The sequence below is a fragment of the Bradyrhizobium sp. USDA 3650 genome, assembly GCF_054057395.1.
On record NZ_JBSRZG010000001.1, the window covers coordinates 7,975,657 to 7,996,036 of the forward strand.

Genomic DNA, 20,380 nt, shown 5'->3' on the forward strand with positions numbered 1-20,380 from the left:
TTTATTGGACGGCCTCTCTGCTAATTCGAACCCATCCGAACGTCGTCCGGCCTGCTGGCCCGCCAGCAGCGATCGGGGGCGTCTCGGTTGCGGCCCATCGTCTGGGCCAGGGCGCTCGTAGCTCAGCTGGATAGAGCATCGGATTTCGATTCCGAGGGTCGGGAGTTCGAATCTCTCCGAGCGCGCCAATTCCGGAAATGTTCCGAAGAGGGCGCTGACAACAACGACCGCCGCAGCGGCCTGCCCCCGTCAGCTAGCCGTCGGACCGGCTTGCCGGCCTCGTGCCAGCGTGTCGGACGGCGCTTCGTGGAAGATCGCGCGGTAAGCTGCGGAAAACTCTCCCAAATGGTGAAAGCCTTGGGCGCGCGCGCATGTGGCGACGGTGGCGCCGCTGCCCTTGAGAAGGCGAGACCGGGTCTCCCACAATTTTTTCAGGCGAATGTACTGGTGCAGGCTCATGCCACGCACTTTGCTGACGGCGCCGCCGAGCGTCCGGATCGAGACGCCAAACTCGCCGGCGAGATCGGCGGTATAGATCGGAGCAGTCGGATGTGCTGCGACGTAATCGTCGATCCGTTGCACAAGTTTGATCGACCGCTCGCCCCGGACGGAGGCACTCCGGTCCGAGAGCGAATCGATACGAAACAGATCGTCGAGCGCGAGCAGCAGGCCTTCCTGGAGATGGGCGGCGACCTCGGTCGTTTCGAACAGGGCCGGCTGCACCGACGCGGTTCGCAGAATGTCGAGCAGGAGCTGCCGTATGTGGAGCAAAGCGGGGCGGTTCGCGCCATAGGCTCGCAAATCGTCCGCCCGATCGAACCAGCCCCGGTCGCTCATGCCGGGTGAGAAGATGATCATCGCATGATGATTGGTCCGGCGCTCGACGAAATGGCATTCATCGCTGCCGCGGAGCGCGATGAAGAAACGCGCGTCCAGATCCATGCCCTTGGAATTGACCTGAAGGTCGTCCGTCATGGGCAGGATCACCATCCCGCCCGGCATCCGATAGGCGCCGTCGAGGATGCGCGCGAACGAGCGCATCATGACGATGCGGCAGCCGGGCAGGGAGACGATAGCGCGAGCCGCCGCGAAATTCCGGACGTCGAGCGGAATGCTTCTCGCATCCTCCATCGACTCGATCGGCCGAAACGCATCGACGTCGGCAAAGCCGATCAATTGAAGCGCCGAGGAAGGGGCGAGGGCGTCGAACAACATACGTGTGGCCGGCTGTCGCAATGTGACAATCAAATGAACGTCAGTACATCGCCATCAATGGCGAAACATCGCGCTTCAGTAAACCGGATTCCGGGCCGTAGTATTGCGGACATCATGGCATCAAGCCGGCGGATCGATGTCGTCGTCAACGGTCTCGAGTCATCGGCTGGCCGGAGGCGAGATCGATGAAATGCAGCCGCGTGCAGGCGGGACAGGCGAAGGAGGCAAAGCTCTGTGCCTCCTGTCTCTGTTGCTTCTCCAAATGTGTCTGCACATTCATGCCCGTCTGGGGACATCGAAAAACGATCAAATCGACCATCATCGGAGAATGACGGCGTGGCGGATTTCGTCTTTGATCTAGATCAGTTTTGGAATGACTCCAGACCAACATCCTTGATCTCGCAAAAGCGAAGGGGCCCCGGAGGGCCCCTTTAGAATCACCAGCGGCGATAGCGTGGTCCGTAATAGCGAGGCCCGCCATAAAAGCGCGGTGCATACCGGGGACCGTAGTAGGGCCGCGGCGCGTAGTATCCATAGTAGTTCGGGCGCCAGAAACAGCGTCCCCAGGCGTCACAGACCATGCGGACCTGCTCGACGTCGGAAACCTGCGGCGTCGCAGGAGCAGGCGCGATGGGCATGGCGAACGCCGCCGGTGATGCGACCAACGCACCCAGCAGGGACGCGGCGACGAGGCCAATTCTAAGCTTCATGATGTCTTTCTCCGCTTACGCAATACAGGGATATCGAAGTTTGTTCTGATCAAATTGTGGCGGGGGCGAAATGTAATGCTGATGAACAGGTCTTCAGCCAGCCCGCCGCAGGCCTGACCTTTAGCTCCGCCAGACTATCCCAGGTTCGCGCTCTTGACTAATGCTGTGCTTGCGTTTGCGCCCCGCAGGACATCGCCGCCATCCTTGATCCCGCGCAATTCTCCGACGCGGCTTCGTCCCTAAGCTAGCCTTGTGGCCAGCCTTTCGAGCAATTCGAAGAGCAGGCTCGCGAGGTCGCTTTGGAGCTGTGCAAATGGACAAAATGAGAATCGAAAAGGGTGACTGGCTGGTCGTGTGCGACGGGCGCAAGGCGCTCATTCTGGAAAACCTCGGCGACGAGATGTTTCCGAACCTCCACACCAGGGAGGTGCACGAGCAGCCTAATCCGTCGACCAGCGCGCAAGGGAGCGACGCGCCGGGCAGGCTCCATGGCGCGGCCGGCACCGCGCGCAGCTCGGTGGAGCAGACTGATTGGCACGACGAGGCCGAGCGCGCCTTCCTGCGCAGCCTGGCCGGACGGCTCGATGCCGCCGTCAGCTCAGGCGAGACCTCGGCCTTGACCATGGTAGCCTCGCCGCGTGCGCTTGGGATGATCCGCGCCGACTATTCGGATGTGGTGCGCAAGGCACTCCAGGGCGAGGTCGGCAAGGACCTCGTCAAACTGCCAGTCTACGAAATCGAGAAGCAATTGCTGCTGTCGGGCGCCGCCAATTAGCGGCCCCCGGGACGCGCCTGCGCCACTCAGTAGCAGGGGTGCCGGCGGCGGTCCTGGCCGACATAGGCGGCTGCGCTCTGGTAGCAATGGTTGGTCGACGGGCCGTCGTAAAAGGCGAACGTCCCGGGAGTCATGCCGGGCCCGTAATTGTGGAGATAGCTGATCGGGTAGGGCAGCGGGTTCGTGGTATAGCGGTGGTACCGGTGATGTCCCCGTGCCTCCGCGAGGCCAGGGGCAAGGATTGCGGCCGACAGGGCAGCAATCGCGGCTACAAGCTTCAACTTGCTCATCTCGAATCTCCGGAACCCGCACGAATAGGTCAGCCGTTTATAGCCAGTTCGGGCGGCCGGAACACCCGTCTGCAGCCCGGAAATCGGGGCCAATCCCGCAGATTCCCGGGTGGGTGTGACAGAATTGCCGGTTCTGTGGTCCGGACTTGCCCATTTTTGGCCTTTTCGAGATGCTTAACGAATTCCCCACACAAGTGTGACCAAAGAGAATTAGCTCAAGACTCCTGTTGCCGGCTTCTTGGGGTCCATAGGCCGGTCCATTCCTGAAGGCTTTCGCCGTCACCTCGCCATGCGCATCACGCTTCTGAGCCTGCTGTTGCTCTCGGTCGTCGCCGCCATGCCGGCGCGGGCCGAGCTGCACATTACCCGCGACCACGGCGGCTATGTCGAGGAGTACAAGGCCAAGTACAAGCGCGTCCGCGAGAAGGGCGAGCGCGTCATCATCGACGGCATCTGCAACTCGGCCTGCACCCTGGTGCTCGGCATCGTGCCGATGAACAAGATCTGCGTGACGCCGCGCGCCAGCCTCGGCTTCCACCAAGCCTACTACGACAAGGCCTTCACCTTCGGCATTAAGGTCACCAGCGCGGAGGGGACGTCCGACCTGATGGCCTATTACCCCGACACGGTGAAGGACTGGATCCGCCGCAATGGCGGGCTCACCACCGACATGAAAAAGATCAAGAACGGCGTCGAGCTCTGGAAGATCATTGATCCCTGTCCGGACGAATGGTGAGCAGCTGAGCCGCCCGGTCCGTCGCAGCGCAACATCGCCCGGACGACATTGGCCGAAATTCGCATTGCCGCATTGGCCCCCGGTGGGGCAATGAGGCGGCAATGAACCATAATCAAGAAACCCTGACCGCCCGCGCCGCGCCGATCCTGTTCGTCCTGCTCTGGAGCACGGGCTTCATCGGCACCAAATACGTCGTCAACAATGCCGATCCCTTGACCTACCTCGCCATCCGCATGGCGTTCGTGGTCGGTCTGATGGCGATCATCGTCGCGATTGCGCGACCGAAATGGCCGGACCGTATCGGCATCGCGCACAGCGCGGTCGCGGGCATACTCGTCCATGGCTTCTATCTCGGCGGCACCGCAATCGCGATCGCACACTCGATTCCGGCCGGGCTCTCCGCGCTCATTCCGGGCCTTCAGCCGATCCTGACCTCGACCATCGCCAACCGCTGGCTCGGGGAGAAGGTGACGCCGGTGCAATGGGCGGGGCTCGTCCTTGGCCTCGGCGGCGTCGTGCTGATCCTGCACGGCCGTCCCATGACCGGCGAAGCCGGGCTCGGCTGGCTCGCCTCCGTGGTCTCGCTGATCAGCATCACGCTCGGCACGCTCTATCAGCGCCGCTACTGCAACCACATCGACTGGCGCGCCGGCAATCTCGTGCAGTACGTGTCCGTCACGATCTTCTTCGCGATCGGCGCCTTCCTGTTCGAGGACCGCGTGGTGCACTGGACGCGCGAGTTCATGCTCGCGCTGGCCTGGCTCGCCGTGGCCCTCTCGATCGGGTCGATCGGGCTGCTGTACTGGCTGATCCGCCATGCCGCCGCCACGTCTGTTGCAAGCCTGTTCTATCTGGTGCCCGCCGTGACGGCGCTGATGGCTTATCTGCTGTTTGGAGAAAAGCTCGATGCGCTGGCGATCGCCGGCATGGTGATGTGCGCGGCCGCGGTGTTCGTGGTCAACCGGCGCTTCTAGGACCGGCGAGCCGGGCCGCCGGAATACATCCCTGACGTGCGCGGCAAGATCGTGCTAGGGTCGGCGCATTTCAGTGGCCCTTTCACAGGTGATTTCCATGAAAAAGGCGAGACGCGCATTGCTTGGCAGGTCCTTGAAGCCGGTCCGGATTGCCTGCATCAACTACGCGGAGCCGACGATCAGCGGCCGCAAGATGGCCAGGCTCACAGCGGCGCTCCAGAAATGCTACGACAAGCACTTCCTGCCGGTGTGGGGCTATCCGGTCGACCTCTATGTCAGCGAAAAGCCGAAGCCGGGCGAGTGGCAGCTGGTCTATTTTGACGAGGCCTCCCACAAGAACATGCTCGGCCGCCATGAGCTGACGCATCGCCGCCAGCCGATCTCAAAGATCTTCGTCAAGGCGCTGGGCGACGAGCCGGTCAGCGTGGCGGCCTCGCACGAGCTGTTCGAGATGGTGCTCGATCCCATGGCCAATCTCTGGGCCGACCAAAACCGGAACACCCAATATGCCTATGAGGTCTGCGACGCCGTGGAAGAGGACACCTTCTTCGTGGCCGGCTTTGAGATGTCGAACTTCGTCTATCCGTCCTGGTTCGAACCGTTCAAGCACCGCCCGGGCACCAAGTTCGACCACAAGGGAACGCTGAAAGAGCCGTTCTCGATGACCGAGGGCGGCTACGTCATCAAGAAGGTCAACGGCAGGAAGGTGATCAAGGCGTTCGGCTCGGCCGAGAAACGGCGGCGCTTCGACGCCGAGGACCGGCGCGGCCATCGCAGCGAATTTCGCGATCCGCAGGGCGAGCATCACCCGGGCCGGCGCGCAGCCAAGCGGCGGGGGTAGGGCATCGCTGGAGGTCTCCGGGCGCGTCCGCCCCCGGAGATCTCGGCGTTCCGATCAGCGCTTGGCCTTCTTTTTCGACTTGGCAGCTTTCTTCGTCGCCTTCTTTGCGGTCTTCTTGGCCGCCTTCTTCGACGACTTCTTTGCAGCTTTCTTCGAAGTCTTCTTGGCGGCCTTCTTCGAAGTTTTCTTCGCAGCCTTCTTGGCTTTCTTCTTGGAAGCCTTCTTCGGCGCTACTTTCTTCGCGACCTTCTTGGCGGCTTTCCTGACCTTCTTCACCGCAGTGACAGCGGCGTCCTTGGTCGCTTCCACGGCGGTGGTGATCGTGTCCATCGCCTGTTCGGTGATCGGCTTGTCGTCGTCCATAGTGTCCCCCACGGTTTGCATGGAGCGATGACGATAGCGCGTTTCATAATTGTGTCAAAGCAACGCTCAACCTTTGCGGATCTTGGCGTAGGCGGCGAGCGCGCGCTCTCGTCCCTTGGCATGATCGACGATCGGCTGCGGATAGCTCTTGCCGAGCGTGACGCCGGCGCTCGCAAGCTCGATCGGCGTGGCCTCCCAGGGCTTGTGGATCAACTTGGCCGGCACGTCCTTTAGCTCGGGCACCCAGCGCCGCACATAGGCTCCATCCGGGTCGAACTTCTCGCCCTGGAGCACCGGATTGAACACGCGGAAATAGGGCGCCGCGTCGGCGCCGCAGCCGGCCACCCACTGCCAGTTGGCGGGATTGCTGCCGGCATCCGCATCGACCAGTGTGTCCCAGAACCAGCTCTCGCCGTCGCGCCAGTCGATCAGGAGGTGCTTGACCAGGAACGAGGCGACCACCATTCGCACCCGGTTGTGCATCACGCCGGTGTGCCAGAGCTCGCGGAGGCCGGCGTCGACGATGGGATAGCCGGTGCGCCCGCGCTGCCAGGCTGCGAGCGCCTTGACGTCGGGCTTCCATGGAAAGCCATCGAAGTTCGCTTGCAGGTTTTCGGTGGCGAGGTTGGGATGGTCGTGCAGCAGGTGCCGGCAGAACTCACGCCAGCCGAGCTCGCTCAGGAACTTGTCGATGCCGGATCCGATCGCGGGATTTTCCGCCGCGGCGAATCGCGCGGCGTGCCAGACTTGGCGCGGGCTGAGCTCGCCGAACCTCAAATGCGGTGACAAATGTGAGGTGCCCTCGCGTTCCGGGCGGTCGCGATCGCCGACATAGCCTTGTGCGCTGTGCTTGAGGAAGTCGCGCAGGCGGGTGCGGGCGGAGGCTTCGCCGGGCATCCATGTCTCGCGCAGGCCGCCGGCCCAATCGGGCTTGCCCGGCTCGAGCTTCCAGGTCTCCAGCGCCTCGCTGGCGACCGTCGGCGCAGGACGCAGCTCCTTCGGTACCGGCAGGGGCTTCGGCGGATCGCCGAGCGCCAGCACGCGCCGCCAAAACGGCGTGAACACGCGCAAGCCGCGGCCTTCCTTGTTGCGGATTGCCGCAGGCGGAACGAGCAAGTCGCCCGGGAAACTTTGCGAGTCCACGCCGCTCTTTGCCAGTGCCGCTTCGAGCTGCCGCTCGATCGCCTGATGCGGCGCCTGTGCGATCCCGTTCCAGTAGACCGAACGCGCTCCGCTCTCACGCGCCACCTCCGCGATCACCCTGGCCGCCGACCCCTTGCGCAGGATCAGCGATCCGCCGCGCGTGGCAATGTCGGCGCCGAGCGCCCGCAGCGACTGCGCCAGCCACCAGCGCGCCGCGGCGCCCGGCGCTCGCCCGGCCGCCTCGTCCAGCACATAGAGGCATATCACCGGCGCGCCGGTCTCCGCAGCGTTCTTGGCGGCAGCGTGGAGGGCGGGGTGGTCGGACAGGCGGAGGTCATCGCGAAACCAGACGATGATGGGCGGAGCGCTTGGCGTGGTCCTTGGCGTCGTTCTGGGCGTGGTCAGGGGTGTCCTCGTTAACGATTTGGAAAGCATGCCGCGATGGGAACCGCGTTAATGCGGCCGTAAGCCGATTGCACGAATATGCAGGAATTACAGGAGTCATTCCATTCATGTACGGACGAGCAACGGCGAAGTTTCTGCCGCAATTCAAACTTGGCACCAAGGCGCTCCTGTGCGCGGTGCTGCTGATCGCCATGAATACGGCGCTCGTGGTCGGCGCCGGCTATTGGTCGCTCAGCTCCGCTTTCAACGATCGTGCGCTGCGCGACATCGAGGTGAGCTTGCGCACGCTGGCGCTGGCCTTCGCCGAGATCGTTCCCGATGCGAAGATCACGATGCGGGATGGCGCGGTGGCGCGCGCCGACATTCCCAAGATGCCGGAGTTTAGGGATCACGCCATCGTCGATCGCGCGGTGTCCTATGTCGGCGGCAACGCCACCCTGTTCGTATTCGACGATGCGAGCGGGCAGTTCGTGCGGCGCTCGACCAATGTGAAAAAGGAAAATGGCGACCGCGCCGTCGGAACCCAGCTTGCCGCCGATCATCCGGCGCAGGCGCTGCTGCGTCGTGGCGAGGCCTACAAGGGCCCGGCCACCCTGTTCGGCAAGTCCTTCATGACCGCCTATTTCCCGGTCGCCGACGCCAGCGGCAAGGTCGCCGGCATCCTCTATGTCGGCATCCCGATGGCGCAGTTCGAGAGCATGCTGGCCCACACCATCGAAAGTATGGCGATCGCCGCCGGGCTCGCCGCGCTGCTGGTGCTGGTCCTGACCTTGCTGGTCGTCCGCCGTGTCACCAAACCGCTCACCTCGGTCACCCGCTCGCTGACGGCGCTCGCCGAAGGCCAGAGCGACGTCGAGATCGATTGCGAGGATCGCGCCGACGAGATCGGCGAGATCGCCCGCACGGTCGCTGTGTTCAGGAGCAATTCGCAGGAGCGGGCGCGGATGCGCAGCGAGCAGGCGGCGGCTTCGGCCGCAGCCGCCGAGCAGCGCAAATCCGACCTGCGCAATTTCGTCGAGGAGTTCCGCGGCGGTGTCGGCGGCATTCTCGACAAGGTGCTGACATCGTCAGGCGAATTCGAGCGCGCGGCGCGGCAGCTCACCGACACCGCGCGCTCGACCGCCGATCTGTCGGCGCGGTCGGCGGGAGCTTCCGAAAACGCCTCCGAGCACGTGCGTTCGGCGGCGTCGGCCTCGGACGAACTGTCTCAATCGATCTCCGAAATCACCCGGCGGGTTCAGGAATCGAACGTCATTTCCGCCGAGGCCGTGCGGCAGGCCGAGGCAACCGATCAGCGCATCGCCCAGCTCTCCGAGGCGGGCGCGCGCATCGGCGATGTCGTCAAGCTGATCACCTCGATCGCCGAGCAGACCAACCTGCTGGCACTGAACGCGACCATCGAGGCCGCGCGCGCGGGCGATGCCGGCCGCGGTTTTGCGGTGGTGGCTCAGGAGGTCAAGACGCTCGCCGGCCAGACCGCGAAGGCGACCGACGAGATATCGAACCAGATCGCCAGCATGCAGCTTGCGACCGAGGAATCGGTTGTCGCCATCAAGGCGATCAGCCAGACCATCGAGCGCATCAGCGGCATCGCGGGCTCGATCTCGGCGGCGGTCGAGCAGCAGAAGAGCGCGACCCAGAACATCGTCGCCAGCGTTCGCGCGGCGGTATCGGGCACGGCCGATGTCGCCGTCAACGTCCGTCAGGCCGCCGAGGGTGCGAACGAGACGGGTGAGACGTCCAGCCGGATGTTTGCCTCCGCCCAGGCGTTGTCGGGCGATAGCCTGCACCTGAAGGCCGAGGTCGAGGGCTTCCTCGAACGCGTGCGCGCGGCGTAAGAGCTAACATCGTCATCCCGGGCGGCGCTGACGCATCGCCCGGAATGACAGTTCCGTTATTTCGGCTGCGGCACAATCCGGATGTAGGGCTTCGGCTCCTTCCAGCCTTGCGGATAGATCGTCTTGGCCTCGTCGTTGGAGACCGAGCCCGCGATGATGACGTCGTCACCCTGCGACCAGTCGGCCGGGGTTGCGACGCGGTGCTTGGCGGTGAGCTGGAGCGAGTCGATCACGCGCAGGATCTCCTGGAAGTTCCGGCCCGTCGTCATCGGATAGACCAGCACCAGCTTGATCTTCTTGTCCGGCCCGATGACGAAGACGTTGCGGACGGTCTGGTTGTCGGCGGCGGTGCGGACAAGGGGATCGCCTGAGATGGCAGCCGGCAGCATGCCGTAAAGCTTGGAGACGTTGTAGTCGGTATCAGCAATCATCGGGAAGTTCGGCGCTGCGCCTTGCGTCTCCTTAATGTCCTCCGACCATTTCGAATGGCGATCGACCGGATCTACCGAGAGGCCCATCAGCTTGACGCCGCGCTTGTCGAATTCCGGCTTGAGCTTGGCGAGCGCACCGAGCTCGGTCGTGCAAACCGGCGTGAAGTCCTTCGGGTGCGAGAACAGCAGCGCCCAGCTATTGCCGATCCAATCGTGGAACTTGATCTTCCCTTCGGTGGTCTCGGCTTCGAAGTCGGGGGCGGTGGCGCCGATCGGAAGTGTCATGGTTCTACCTCATGTTATTGAATTTACTTGCGAATTCATCTTTGACCGTCGTGACCATTATAGGGTCTCCGCGATCCCAAGTGAACGCTAACTGAACCGCTTCAAGTAAAATGTGAATTCCTTCTTTGAAGGCCTGATTTCCTAGCACCTTTTTGTTACAGCCGCGCCTGCGGCGAAACATCTCCACCGGGGCTATACGGGCGCGATTGCCCCGAGAAAGCCTTTTATGACTTCCATCACGCTCGCCCGTCGCTTCCCAGAACCGAAATGGTCCTGACAGCGACCAATTGGCAACTATCTCAAAAAGTCGCGCTCCCCGTACCGAATCATTAACCACCCCTTTACGCCGGCATGAAAATGCTGGCCGATCAGAAGAAATCTGGAAGTGAACTATGTCTGCCGCTGCGCATAAGTCTGTTGAGTCGCCGTCCCTCGAACCGTCCTGCCGCGATACCTCGGCCCATGCACTGACCATCGTGCGCGACGGCGTCATCACGGGCGAAGGCCCGACCACCAAGGGAAGGGTGCATTTCTCCCGCTCGCTCGATGCCGATGACACCGCGTGGTGCGCCCGCATTCTCACCGCCACAGCCGTGAACGACCAGCCGGTCAGCCGTGCTGAAGCCGAAGTGCTGTTCGAGATCAACGAAGCCGCGACCGAACGCACCGATGGTGGCCGGTTCGACGATTTGCTGGCCAAGGCGGTCGCCCATTATGCGGCGAGCGCCTCCGGCCTGAAGGTGCCGCCGCGCAGCGTCGCGCTGTCGGCCGAGTCCGATATCGAGGGCTGGGCGCCGTCCTATGCCTCCAAGGTCAACAGCGAAATGCTGGAGTGGATCGCCGGCCAGATGCGCGGCAAGCGCCACAACAACCGTCGCCTGATGGCGATGGTGGCGACCTTCCTGGGCGCCACCGCGCTGCCTCTGGCGGGCCAATTGCCGAACGTGTTCGACATCGGCATGTAAGATTTTGGGCATGTAAGATTTTGGGCATGTAAAATTCTGCGCCTCTCACGAGGACGCATTTGAACGGCGGGGTTATTTCCCCGCCGTTTTTTGTTTGCCGGCATCCGGCGCCAGCCCGAGCGTGCGGCCCGGGAAACCGGCGGTGTCGAAATAGCGCTGGCTGCCGACGCGCTGGAAGTTCAGCACAGTCTGCAGGCCGTTCTCGGACTTCTTCGACTTCTCGACCCCCTTGTACGCCTTCGGCACGACGCCGTTGGGCAAGGCCTCCGACATCACGCGGCCGACGAGGCCGCCGTTCTGCGAACTGCGCAGGCCGAGGAGCTGGGCGGCCGTCATGCCGACGTCGGCATTGCTGACCGGAATATTGCTGACATAGCCGGCTTTGAAGTCCGGGCCGATCACCGCCATGAAGTTCATGGTGTCGCCGCGGCTGAAGCTGCCATGCATGCCCTGGCCCTGGCGCAGCACGGTGTCGGCGACCTGCACCGAGCAGTTGGTCGGCGCCTCGCCGCAATCGCTGGCATAGGAGCGGAAGTTGACGACGATCGCCGGTGTCGGCGTCGCCGCCTTGCCGCGCAGGTTGATGCTCGACAGCGGCAGGGTGCCGGGGAAGCGGCCGAGCGAGTCATCGACGAACAGGCCGGAGACGTAATCCTGCTCGAGCAGCAGCTTGACGGTCTTGGCCGCCAGCTTCTTGTCCTTGTTCGGCAGATAGATCAGATCGGAGCCGCCATTGGTGGCGACGACGAGATCGGGCTTTTCCGGATCCTTGCCGAGCACGCCGTTGCCGGCCTTGGGATGCTTGTTGCCCTCGACCTTGGCGTTCTTGTCGTTGGGATCGAACAGCGGCAGGTCGAGCGCCTTGGCGAGGTCGAGCGCCAGAAAGCCCATCGGCAAAAAGTCCTTCGGGGTGTCGTCATAGCTGAGCTTGGCCGAGGGGCTGGTCTTGCTTTCCTTGGAGATGGTCGAGAAGCCATGGTCGGCCTGAACCATGATGTTGGTGTTGGCGGCAAGGCCGAGCTCGTCCAGTGCCTTGCGGAGCTGGGCGAGGTTATTGTCGGCATTCTTGATGCCGGCCATCGAGGTCGGCCCGTTGATGCCGGGCATGATCTGGTTGAGGCTGTCGCCGGTGTTGTGCTGACTGCCGTCGGGGTCGCGCGACCAGAACACCAGCACGAACGGCTTGTTGCGCGCCTTGAACATCGGCAGCACGACCTTGGCGGCGACGTCGGCGAAATAGGCCTGCTGCGCGACGTTGGCCGCCGTGGTGCCGGGCGTCTTGGCATCGCCCGCCTTGGAGTTGTCGCCGCGCGGCGGCGTGGCGAGGGGCAGGCCGGCCTTGGTGAGAGCGGCCTTGATCTCGTCCGACAGCGCCACGCCGTTCTTGCCGCCGGTGGCGTCGTCGAACACGACCGAATGCAGGCCGGCCTTTTCGGGCTTGTCGGTGTGGTCGAACTGATAGGTCGGACCATGCTTGCCGAGCGCGGCGGTGCTGTAGCCCTTGTCGCGGGCCAGCCTCAGGATCGTGTCCTCAGTGAGATAGTTGCCCTTGAAATGCTCGTCGATGTCGCCGAGCACGGCGTCGTTCTCGATGAAGGGGACCACGGTGTCGCCTGCGGGCACCGAGGTGTAGTTGGTCCAGATCGTGTTGGAGAACACGCCGGTGTCACCGAGATAATGGCCGGTCGACATCGCCGAGCCGTTGGCCATGGTGAAGGTCGGGAACAGCGAGTGCGAATTCTTGAAATTGACGCCCTTGTCGCGGATTTCGGCCATTGCGGGAGCGGTCTCGGGGGTGACCTTCAGCGCCCGCAGACCGTCCGGAATGAACAGGATCAGGTTGCGGGGCGTGTTGTTCTCGGCGGAGGCAGGTCCGGTCGAGAGTCCGGCGGACAACACTGTCAGTCCGGCTGACAGCAACACTAGTGAACGGCGCATCAAAATCTCTCCCTGCGAGCGGCTTGGCCGCCAACCGCGGCCCCCGGCTCCGTTTAGTTTCGCTGCATGACGGTTTTGTTACAAGAGCGGAGCGCCATGCAAAGAAGGGCAGGGGCGGTCCGCGTGTCCCGGACGCGCTGCAGCGCACGGCCAAGAGTCGTTGCGCAGCGTCCGGGGCACGAGACAGGAGTTTTGGCGGGCAGCTGCTTCAGCATCGTCATTGCGAGCGCAGCGAAGCAATCCAAAATCTTTCCGCGGCGGCAGACTGGATTGCTTCGCTGCGCTCGCAATGACGGAGTGTAGGCAAGCGCGTCGCTCTTTAAATTCGCATCTCACTCGCAGACACACCTTCGCCATCTCGCGGCTTGTTCGCCCGAGCTTTGCTTCGTCGTCTCACCCTCAATTGAAAGAGGGCGCAGGGAAGACCGGGTGCCGGCTGGCACCCACGGTCCACTGTGCGAGATTGTCGTAAGAACAATGCACAGCGGCATACAGGTGAAGCCCAACACACGGCCTTCCCTGCGCAGTGGCTTTACGGCTTATGTCGCGCTCTCCCCGGGGAGCGATGCACTATTGCCCCCGTCGCCTTGCGGATGGCTGACGCGCGGGCCCGTTTGAGCCATCACATCACCGCAACGCTTGACGCACAGACCCCGGGCGTCAGGACCACACGATTTTGCCGTACGCCGATCACACCGGTCGTGTGCGCGACACTCTCGCTCACGGTTGCCCGCCCTGCGAAGCCTTCGCGCCGATGTGACTAACGTCCACCGCCGTCCGGCCCGCGTTCGTGACGATCGCGATACGCCTCTCTTCCTTGGGCCGGAGTGAGGAATTGCTAACAAAAATCCGAATTCTAATAAAGAGAAATATTTTGTCGCCGGTCCGTTGACCCCGGACTTGGGTGTTTCGCCCGAAATGACGCAAGGGATTGTGGCGGGCGCGGTCAATCCGGCGACGTCGGCACCGGCGTATTCTGCACGACTGCCTTGGCCGGCGCGGTCGTCGCGGGATTGCGGCCGCCATTGGCCAGGTTGCGGCGAAGCGATGGCGGCGCCGCCTGCAGCGCAAAGATGATCGCGATCTGGGTCCGGTTCTGGAGGCGGTATTTGCGCATGATGTTGCCGATATGCGCCCGCACCGTGTTCTCCGAGATCTTGAGCTCGTAGGCGATGTTCTTGTTCTGCATTCCGCGTGCGATCAGCATCATCAGGTCACGCTCGCGTGGCGTTGGTGTGATCGAATTTTTCGGATCCGGACTCATGACTGCTCCTCCGTGGCCTTTGGTCGATGCGAACACTCCAGCATGTTCTCACTCCGTCTTGAGTGCCTCGATCGGACTGAGCTTGGATGCCTTGTGTGCAGGATAAAAACCGAAGATCAGGCCGGTCGCGATCGAGAAGGCGAGGGCAAGGCCGATCGCCTGGCCGTCGATCGAGGTGATCCATCCTGCCATGCGAGCGACCGTCATCGAGAGCGTGACGCCGGCACCGACGCCGATCGCGCCGCCGAGCAGGCAGAGCACGAGCGCCTCGCAGAGAAACTGAAGACGGATGTCCCGCATCCGCCCGCCAAGCGCGCGGCGGATGCCGATTTCGCGCGTGCGCTCTGTGACCGACACGATCATGACGTTCATGATGCTGATGCCGCCAACGAGCAGCGAGACCGAGGCGATGGCGACGAGCAGGAGCGCGACGGTGCGGATCGCTCCTTGCTGCGCTTCCATGGCGGCGGCGGGATCCTGGACCTTGAAGTCGTCCTCCTGCCCAGCGGGGATACGGTGGCGCTGCCGCAGCAGGTTTTCGATCTCGGTTCGCGCCCCGGCCATCTGTCCGTCCGCAGCCACCTTGGCGATGATGTAGGCGACCGAATCCCGGTTGATGTTGCTTGCACTGCCGAGGAAGCGCAGCTTGGCGGTGGTGAGCGGCACGAAGGCGACGTCATCCTGCGCCGGTCCCTTGCGATCGAGAACGCCGACCACTTCGAGCGGCACCTTCATGATCCTGATCTGTGCGCCGATCGGGTCCTCGCCGGGCGCGAACAGCTCATGCGCCACCGTGCTGCCGAGGATCACGACCTTGCCGGCGCCGGCCTCCTCGGTGCCGGAAAAATAGCGCCCGGTCGCAAGCTGCCAGTCGCGCACCATGAAGTGCCCGGTCGTCGTCCCGTTGATCGTCGTGTTCCAGTTCTTGCTCTCGTGGATGATTTGGGCCGTTCCGGCAATCGAGCCGGCCGCGGCCTGGATCTCGGGGATCTGCTCGAGGATCGCCTGCACGTCGCTCTCGGTCATGGTCAGCTTGCTGCCATCCTTGAGACGCACGCCGCCCTGGTACACCGCGCCGGGGTTGATCATCAGCACATTGGCGCCGATCGAGCGGATCTGCTCCTGGAGGCGAAGCTGCGCGCCGGATCCGATCGCAAACACGGTCACGATGGAGGCGACGCCGATCACGATGCCGAGCATGGTGAGGATGCTGCGCAATGGATTGAGGCGCAAGGCGTGCAAAGCGATCTGAAAGCCCTGGAGCATCGTCATGGCGCAGCGCTCCGTTTCGGCAGGATCGGGGCCGGCGTTTCGTCAGCGACGAGCTCGCCGTCGTGCAGGCGAATCGTGCGCCGGCAGTGGGTCGCGATCCCAGGATCATGCGTGATCATCACGATGGTCTGGCCGGTCCGGTTGAGCGCGGCGAACAGGGCCAGGATCTCGGCGCCGGTACGGCTGTCGAGCGCGCCGGTCGGCTCGTCGGCGAGCACGATCAGCGGGGAGGCGATCAGTGCCCGCGCGATCGCGACGCGCTGCTGCTCGCCGCCCGAGAGCTGCCGCGGGAAGTGGTGGGCCCGGTGCACCATGCCGACGGCCTCCAGGCTCTGTTCGGCGCGGGCCAGACGTTCCTTGCGGCCGATGCCGCAATAGACCAGGGGCAGCGCGACGTTCTCAATCGCATTGTGGCGCGCGAGCAGATTGTAGGACTGGAATACGAAGCCGATGCTGCGGGCGCGCAGGGACGACCGGTGGTCTTCCGAGAGATCGGCGACGTCCGCTCCCTCGAGATAGAGCGCGCCCTCGCTCGGCAGGTCGAGCAGCCCGATCATGTTCATCAGCGTCGATTTTCCCGAGCCGGATGGTCCCATCACCGCGACGATCTCGCCTCGTTCGATGTCGAAGCTGACATTGCGCACCGCGGCCACCGCCACGCCGTCGGCGCGATAGGTCCTGGAGACCGACTGCAGGCTGATGAGGGGCGGGTGGGCTGTCATGATCCGAACCTGATGCCGAGAAATTCCATGCCGGCCGGCCGGATGGCCTGACCCACGGCGACCTGGCTGCCCTCGACGAGGTCTCCGCTCCTGAGAGCGACCTGTTCGGTGCCGGCTGCGCCGACGGTGACGGGAATACGCCGGAGTGAGCCGCTTGCGGTGCGTGCCCACACTCCGCTGCGCGCCGCGGCATCCGGCTGCGTGCCGGAGGGCTGGAAGCGCAAAGCGGCAAGCGGCACTTTCAGCACGTCGTCCTGCCGCTCGATCACGATCTTCACCAGGGCCGTCATGCCGGGCAGCAGCGCGCCGTCGAGATTGGAAGTCGCCAGGACAACGGTGTAGGTCACGACGTGCTGCTGGTTCTGCGGCGCCTTGCGCACCTGCCGCACCACCGCCTCGAAACGGCGGTCCGGGTAGGCGTCCACCGTGAAATGGGCGCGCTGGTCGGGGGCGATGCGCCCGATATCGGCTTCGTCGACCTGGGCGTGAATTTCCATGTCCTCGAGTCGGTGCGCGACCACGAACGTGGTGCGCGATTCCAGTCCGACCGCGAGCGTCTGGCCCTCGTTGACGAACCTGCCGACGACGACGCCGTCGATCGGCGAGCGGATCACGGTGCGGTCGAGATCGGCCTGGGCCGCAGCGAGAACGGCCGCCTTCTCCGGCACGGCCATTCGTGCCTGCTGCAATTCCGCCTCGATCCGGCGGATATCGGCCTGCGCGCCCTCGACTGAGTAGGCGTTCAGGGACATGAGGACTTCGGCCTCGCGCTCTTGGGCAAGCCTCGCGGTGAACTCCGTCTGGGCGTCATCCACCGCCGTTACCGCCACGACGTTTTGTGACTGGAGAGCCAGCTTTCGCTGCAAGGTCTTCTGCGCCGACGCCTTGACCGCCTGCGCGCTGTCGAGCTTGGCCACGAGGACGTCTTTGCTGCCCCTGGCGTTTTGCAGATCGATCCTGGCGCGATCGAGCTTGGCCCGCTCGATGTCGACAAAGGAGTTCGCCACCGCCACCGCCGCCCTGGCTTCGTCGACCTTGGCCGCAAAGCTGCGCGGATCGATCAGGGCGAGCGGTTGATCCTTGGTGACGGTGTCGTTGAAATCGACATAGACCCGGGCGAGCTGCCCGGACAGCTGGGAACCCACCTCGATCGTCTTGACCGGCTGCAGGGCGCCGGTGACGGTGATGGTCTGCTCGATGCTGCCGCGCTGAATCGAGGCATAGCGGAATACGGGGGCGTCCGATCCGAAGCTTCGTGCTTCCGGCCCGACAGGTTTGAGCAGCCGTTGGGTCGATTCGTAGGCGCGGGCCGCTTTCTGCGCCGCGGCCCCGGCCGTGTCGCCGATGACGGCCGGCCCCGCGGCGTAGACCGTGGCGAGGCCACATGCAGTTCCGAGCAAGGCAATAACTGGCACAAATCGCATATCAAAAACTCCGCCTCTTGAAATGGCATCGTTGGCGGCACGGAGAAAGATCGCGCTATGGTTGTAAATCTCAGAAAACGCAGTCGATCGTCAGTGTGTCGCTGTTGCCGGGGCGACGGTCGGGCGCGCTTGATGATCCAGAAGTAAAGTCTGCGGGGTGCTATCTTTCGTGACTTGCCGGAAATGCATACGAAGCGTATCGATATGATGCGCGCGGTATCGAACTCGACAAGCTGACTGAACGTCCCGTCTGCTCTGGCCGAAGCGGCCAGCGCCTGGCGTTCAAGTCGGCACGTGGGTGGCGACGCCATGACGCAGCCAGCGATACCGAAGTTCCGACGCCAGATCGTCGTATTCCCGGTCGTCGTATTCCCGATCGCCGCATTGTCGATATCGCGCCTCGCCATGATGCCGCAGCTCGCGAGGGCGAATCCCCGTAATCACGAAACCCGATGTGTGAACACCTTCACTCGTCTTGAACGGGTGTTGGCCCTAAGACGTCGAAGCGGCGGATCGGAGCGACTCGCCCGGTCCCCGCGAATTCATCCAAGCACCTTGATCTCGCTTGCAAGAAGAATGGATGGCTCGTTGCTTGTTCATCGAGCCCCAAGCCGGGGAGCCCGTTGCCATGAGTTCAGGTCAAGCTACAGTTTATATCATTGACGACGAAATTCAGATTCGAACTGCGATAGGAAGTCTCTGCGAGGAGACCGGGCATCAGGTAAAATTGTTTGCATCGACCGACGAGTTCGTCGCTGACAGTATTTCGAGCGGACCTTCATGCCTCGTGCTCGACGTCCGCTTTCCCGGCACGGCGCCGACCGGCCTCGAGCTTCAGCGCCGGCTCGCCGAGACGGGCGTGCTCATCCCGATCGTGTTCATCAGCGGCCATTCCGACGTCCGCGTCTCGGTCGAGGCCATGAAGCGCGGCGCAGTCGAATTTCTTCCAAAACCCTTTCGCGAGCAGGAGATCCTCGACGCGATCAGACACGGCATCGAGCGCGACCGCAGGCGGCTCGAACGCGAAGACAGTGTGCGCGAAGCGCGCCAGCGCGTCGAGACGCTGACGGCGAGGGAGCGCGAGATCATGCTGTTGATGGCCGAAGGTCTCGTCGCCAAGCAGATCGCGGCGAGGCTTGGAGTGAGCGAAGTGACCGCCAAGGTCCATCGCACCAGGATGATGCGAAAACTGGAGCTTCGCTCGCCGATCGAGGTGGTGCGGTTGGTCGACAGCATGGGACGCGAAGAAGAGACGGCACGAACCGGCACGGGACAACCTTACAGCTAGTGCCGTGGGCACCAAGGCATCGCGCAACGTCTAGTCCGTACCGATTAGCATGAACTGCAGTCTGTCGCACGCAGCACGATCGGTTCAAAGTCTGTCCTGCGATGTCGGCCTCCTCCAAGACGGCATCCGAACCCCAGTCAGAGATCTTAGCCAGAAAGGATATTCCATGCGCAAATTGTTTTTTGCTTCCGTTGCAGTGCTCGCCCTGTCCTCCGCCGCGCAGGCCGCCAACACCTCGACCACGGTGCAAGTGGGTGTCGTGAACGGTTCCAGCGTCTCGCAGCAGGGCCTCACCAACGACACCTCGTCGACCAGCCAGCTCGGCATCATCAACAGCGCGACCACGATGCAGGGCACCAGCGCGGCCTCGCTCAACAACGGCAGCACGGTCAACCAGGTCGGCGTGCAGAACTCGGCGACGACCGGCCAGGTGGCGTTCGGCAACAACGGCAGCGCGATCACCCAGAACTCGTTCGGGCCTGCCCCGCTCCAGAACAACGCCGCCGCCGTCGGACAGCTCAGCGTGTTCGGCGTCAACGGCAGCACCGTCTCGCAGACGGCGCACTAAGCCAGCCCCGTTTGGCCGGACGCGTCAACTGCGGCGCGTCCGCGCCATCCTTGAAAGCACCGCCTCGGGCCGGACGACTCGGTGAGAGCTTGTCCGCCGACTTTCGCGGAGGAAATGTCATGCATCAAAAATATCTCGTTGCCACGATCGTCGCGTTCAGCTTGCTGACCGCCGTCGATGCCCAGGCCGGCAACTCGGCCAGCGTGCTGCAATTCGGCACCACCAACAACTCCTACATCTCGCAGAGTGGCGGCACCAACAACAGCGCCACCACAATGCAATTCGGCGCGACCAATACTGCGACCACGTTGCAGACGGGCTCGCTCCTCACCGTCAACACCTCGGTGATCGGACAGGGCGGCACGACCGCGACGGCGTCCAACACCGCGTTACTCGGCCAGGCCGGTGGCTCCAATTCGAGCCTGATCGGCCAGATCGGCGCGAACAACGCGGCGGCCGTCGGACAGCTCGGAATCCTGAACGGATCGACGATTTTGCAGCAGACTCCTTGATCGCAAATCCATTTTCAGTCGCGAGGCAAGTCATGAGACATGTTTCCGGCGCCGCTTGTGGCGCATTCCTCACCTTGTGTTGCATAGGCGCCGGATCGGCCGGTGCCCAGACCGCCGACATCAAGACCATCGTGTCGCTCGGCGGCCCGCCCGTCGTGCTGAACCAGAACAGCCAGCTCAACATGGCGGGCGTGTTCATGATCGGCGGCAGCACCAGCGCGACCGTCACTCAAAACGGCACGAACAACGCGACCGGTATCCTGCAATTCGGCGGGACGACGTCGGCATCGGTCGGGCAGACGGGCGTGAATAATCTTGCGTTTGTCGGCCAGGCCGGCCAGTCGACCAGCAGTTTCCTGTCCCAGTTCGGTGCGTTCAACTCGGCGACTGTTGTCCAGAATAGCCATTGAGCCGGGCGCGA

The 20,380-nt window shown here is 63.5% G+C and carries 21 protein-coding genes and 1 tRNA gene; 11 read left to right on the plus strand and 11 right to left on the minus strand.

The window, feature by feature from the left end; translation table 11 throughout:
- The first annotated feature begins 111 nt into the window (after positions 1-111).
- Positions 112-188 (plus strand) — tRNA-Arg (locus ACVIN2_RS37715).
- A gap of 61 nt (positions 189-249) precedes the next feature.
- Here the strand turns inward: ACVIN2_RS37715 and ACVIN2_RS37720 are convergent.
- Entirely contained in the window at positions 250-1,215 is a 966-nt protein-coding gene (locus ACVIN2_RS37720) for a helix-turn-helix domain-containing protein (RefSeq protein WP_456769476.1), read from the minus strand.
- Positions 1,216-1,652: 437 nt separating this feature from the next.
- A complete protein-coding gene (locus tag ACVIN2_RS37725; protein WP_456769477.1) occupies positions 1,653-1,925 on the minus strand; it encodes a hypothetical protein in 273 nt (90 codons plus the stop codon).
- Positions 1,926-2,238: 313 nt separating this feature from the next.
- Between ACVIN2_RS37725 and ACVIN2_RS37730 the strand changes: the two genes are divergently transcribed.
- Positions 2,239-2,700: a host attachment protein gene (locus ACVIN2_RS37730; RefSeq protein ID WP_456769478.1), complete on the plus strand. Its 462-nt coding sequence runs from the start codon at positions 2,239-2,241 to the stop codon at positions 2,698-2,700.
- A 26-nt stretch (positions 2,701-2,726) separates the two neighbouring features.
- Here the strand turns inward: ACVIN2_RS37730 and ACVIN2_RS37735 are convergent, their stop codons facing one another.
- Positions 2,727-2,990 (minus strand): hypothetical protein, encoded by a 264-nt coding sequence (locus ACVIN2_RS37735; protein WP_027567447.1) that lies wholly within the window; start codon positions 2,988-2,990, stop codon positions 2,727-2,729.
- 289 nt (positions 2,991-3,279) lie between these two features.
- On the opposite strand from ACVIN2_RS37735, the gene ACVIN2_RS37740 reads away from it, so the two are divergent.
- From ACVIN2_RS37740 to ACVIN2_RS37750, 3 genes are all read left to right on the plus strand, one after another.
- Complete coding sequence (locus ACVIN2_RS37740) at positions 3,280-3,726, plus strand: hypothetical protein (protein WP_456769479.1); 447 nt, start codon at positions 3,280-3,282, stop codon at positions 3,724-3,726.
- A gap of 101 nt (positions 3,727-3,827) precedes the next feature.
- Positions 3,828-4,700: a DMT family transporter gene (locus tag ACVIN2_RS37745; protein ID WP_456769480.1), complete on the plus strand. Its 873-nt coding sequence runs from the start codon at positions 3,828-3,830 to the stop codon at positions 4,698-4,700.
- Between the two features lie 97 nt (positions 4,701-4,797).
- A complete protein-coding gene (locus ACVIN2_RS37750) occupies positions 4,798-5,541 on the plus strand; it encodes a hypothetical protein (protein WP_456769481.1) in 744 nt (247 codons plus the stop codon).
- Between the two features lie 54 nt (positions 5,542-5,595).
- On the opposite strand, the gene ACVIN2_RS37755 is transcribed toward ACVIN2_RS37750, so the two are convergent.
- Positions 5,596-5,904 (minus strand): histone, encoded by a 309-nt coding sequence (locus ACVIN2_RS37755; RefSeq protein WP_456769482.1) that lies wholly within the window; start codon positions 5,902-5,904, stop codon positions 5,596-5,598.
- 66 nt (positions 5,905-5,970) lie between these two features.
- Complete coding sequence (locus tag ACVIN2_RS37760; RefSeq protein WP_456769483.1) at positions 5,971-7,482, minus strand: cryptochrome/photolyase family protein; 1,512 nt, start codon at positions 7,480-7,482, stop codon at positions 5,971-5,973.
- Between the two features lie 77 nt (positions 7,483-7,559).
- Between ACVIN2_RS37760 and ACVIN2_RS37765 the strand changes: the two genes are divergently transcribed.
- Positions 7,560-9,290 carry a methyl-accepting chemotaxis protein gene (locus tag ACVIN2_RS37765; RefSeq protein WP_456769484.1) on the plus strand — a complete coding sequence of 577 codons (1,731 nt, stop codon included), beginning with the start codon at positions 7,560-7,562 and terminating at the stop codon, positions 9,288-9,290.
- Between the two features lie 56 nt (positions 9,291-9,346).
- Here the strand turns inward: ACVIN2_RS37765 and ACVIN2_RS37770 are convergent, their stop codons facing one another.
- Complete coding sequence (locus ACVIN2_RS37770) at positions 9,347-10,006, minus strand: peroxiredoxin (protein WP_456769485.1); 660 nt, start codon at positions 10,004-10,006, stop codon at positions 9,347-9,349.
- Positions 10,007-10,398: 392 nt separating this feature from the next.
- Here ACVIN2_RS37770 and ACVIN2_RS37775 point away from each other — a divergent pair, with 392 nt between their 5' ends.
- The gene (locus ACVIN2_RS37775) at positions 10,399-10,971 is read left to right on the plus strand and encodes a hypothetical protein (protein WP_456769486.1); all 573 of its coding nucleotides are present in this window, start codon (positions 10,399-10,401) and stop codon (positions 10,969-10,971) included.
- A 72-nt stretch (positions 10,972-11,043) separates the two neighbouring features.
- On the opposite strand, the gene ACVIN2_RS37780 is transcribed toward ACVIN2_RS37775, so the two are convergent.
- The 5 genes from ACVIN2_RS37780 to ACVIN2_RS37800 form a co-directional block, all read right to left on the minus strand.
- Positions 11,044-12,909, minus strand: a complete 1,866-nt coding sequence (locus tag ACVIN2_RS37780; RefSeq protein ID WP_456769487.1) for an alkaline phosphatase family protein — start codon at positions 12,907-12,909, stop codon at positions 11,044-11,046.
- Positions 12,910-13,855: 946 nt separating this feature from the next.
- Positions 13,856-14,173, minus strand: coding sequence for a response regulator transcription factor (locus ACVIN2_RS37785; RefSeq protein ID WP_456769488.1), 318 nt, complete (start codon positions 14,171-14,173; stop codon positions 13,856-13,858).
- 48 nt (positions 14,174-14,221) lie between these two features.
- A complete protein-coding gene (locus ACVIN2_RS37790; protein WP_456769489.1) occupies positions 14,222-15,445 on the minus strand; it encodes an ABC transporter permease in 1,224 nt (407 codons plus the stop codon).
- Complete coding sequence (locus tag ACVIN2_RS37795; protein WP_456769490.1) at positions 15,442-16,167, minus strand: ABC transporter ATP-binding protein; 726 nt, start codon at positions 16,165-16,167, stop codon at positions 15,442-15,444. The genes ACVIN2_RS37790 and ACVIN2_RS37795 overlap by 4 nt, the downstream gene beginning before the upstream one ends.
- The gene (locus tag ACVIN2_RS37800; RefSeq protein WP_456769491.1) at positions 16,164-17,591 is read right to left on the minus strand and encodes an efflux RND transporter periplasmic adaptor subunit; all 1,428 of its coding nucleotides are present in this window, start codon (positions 17,589-17,591) and stop codon (positions 16,164-16,166) included. Before ACVIN2_RS37800 ends, ACVIN2_RS37795 begins: the two co-directional genes overlap by 4 nt.
- 628 nt (positions 17,592-18,219) lie before the next feature.
- Between ACVIN2_RS37800 and ACVIN2_RS37805 the strand changes: the two genes are divergently transcribed.
- From ACVIN2_RS37805 to ACVIN2_RS37820, 4 genes are all read left to right on the plus strand, one after another.
- Entirely contained in the window at positions 18,220-18,879 is a 660-nt protein-coding gene (locus tag ACVIN2_RS37805) for a response regulator transcription factor (RefSeq protein WP_456769492.1), read from the plus strand.
- Between the two features lie 166 nt (positions 18,880-19,045).
- A complete protein-coding gene (locus ACVIN2_RS37810; RefSeq protein ID WP_456769493.1) occupies positions 19,046-19,447 on the plus strand; it encodes a curlin subunit CsgB in 402 nt (133 codons plus the stop codon).
- A 119-nt stretch (positions 19,448-19,566) separates the two neighbouring features.
- Positions 19,567-19,959 (plus strand): curlin, encoded by a 393-nt coding sequence (locus ACVIN2_RS37815; RefSeq protein WP_456769494.1) that lies wholly within the window; start codon positions 19,567-19,569, stop codon positions 19,957-19,959.
- A 32-nt stretch (positions 19,960-19,991) separates the two neighbouring features.
- On the plus strand, positions 19,992-20,369 hold the full coding sequence (locus ACVIN2_RS37820) for a curlin (RefSeq protein WP_456769495.1): 378 nt from the start codon (positions 19,992-19,994) through the stop codon (positions 20,367-20,369).
- The last annotated feature ends 11 nt before the right edge of the window (positions 20,370-20,380 follow it).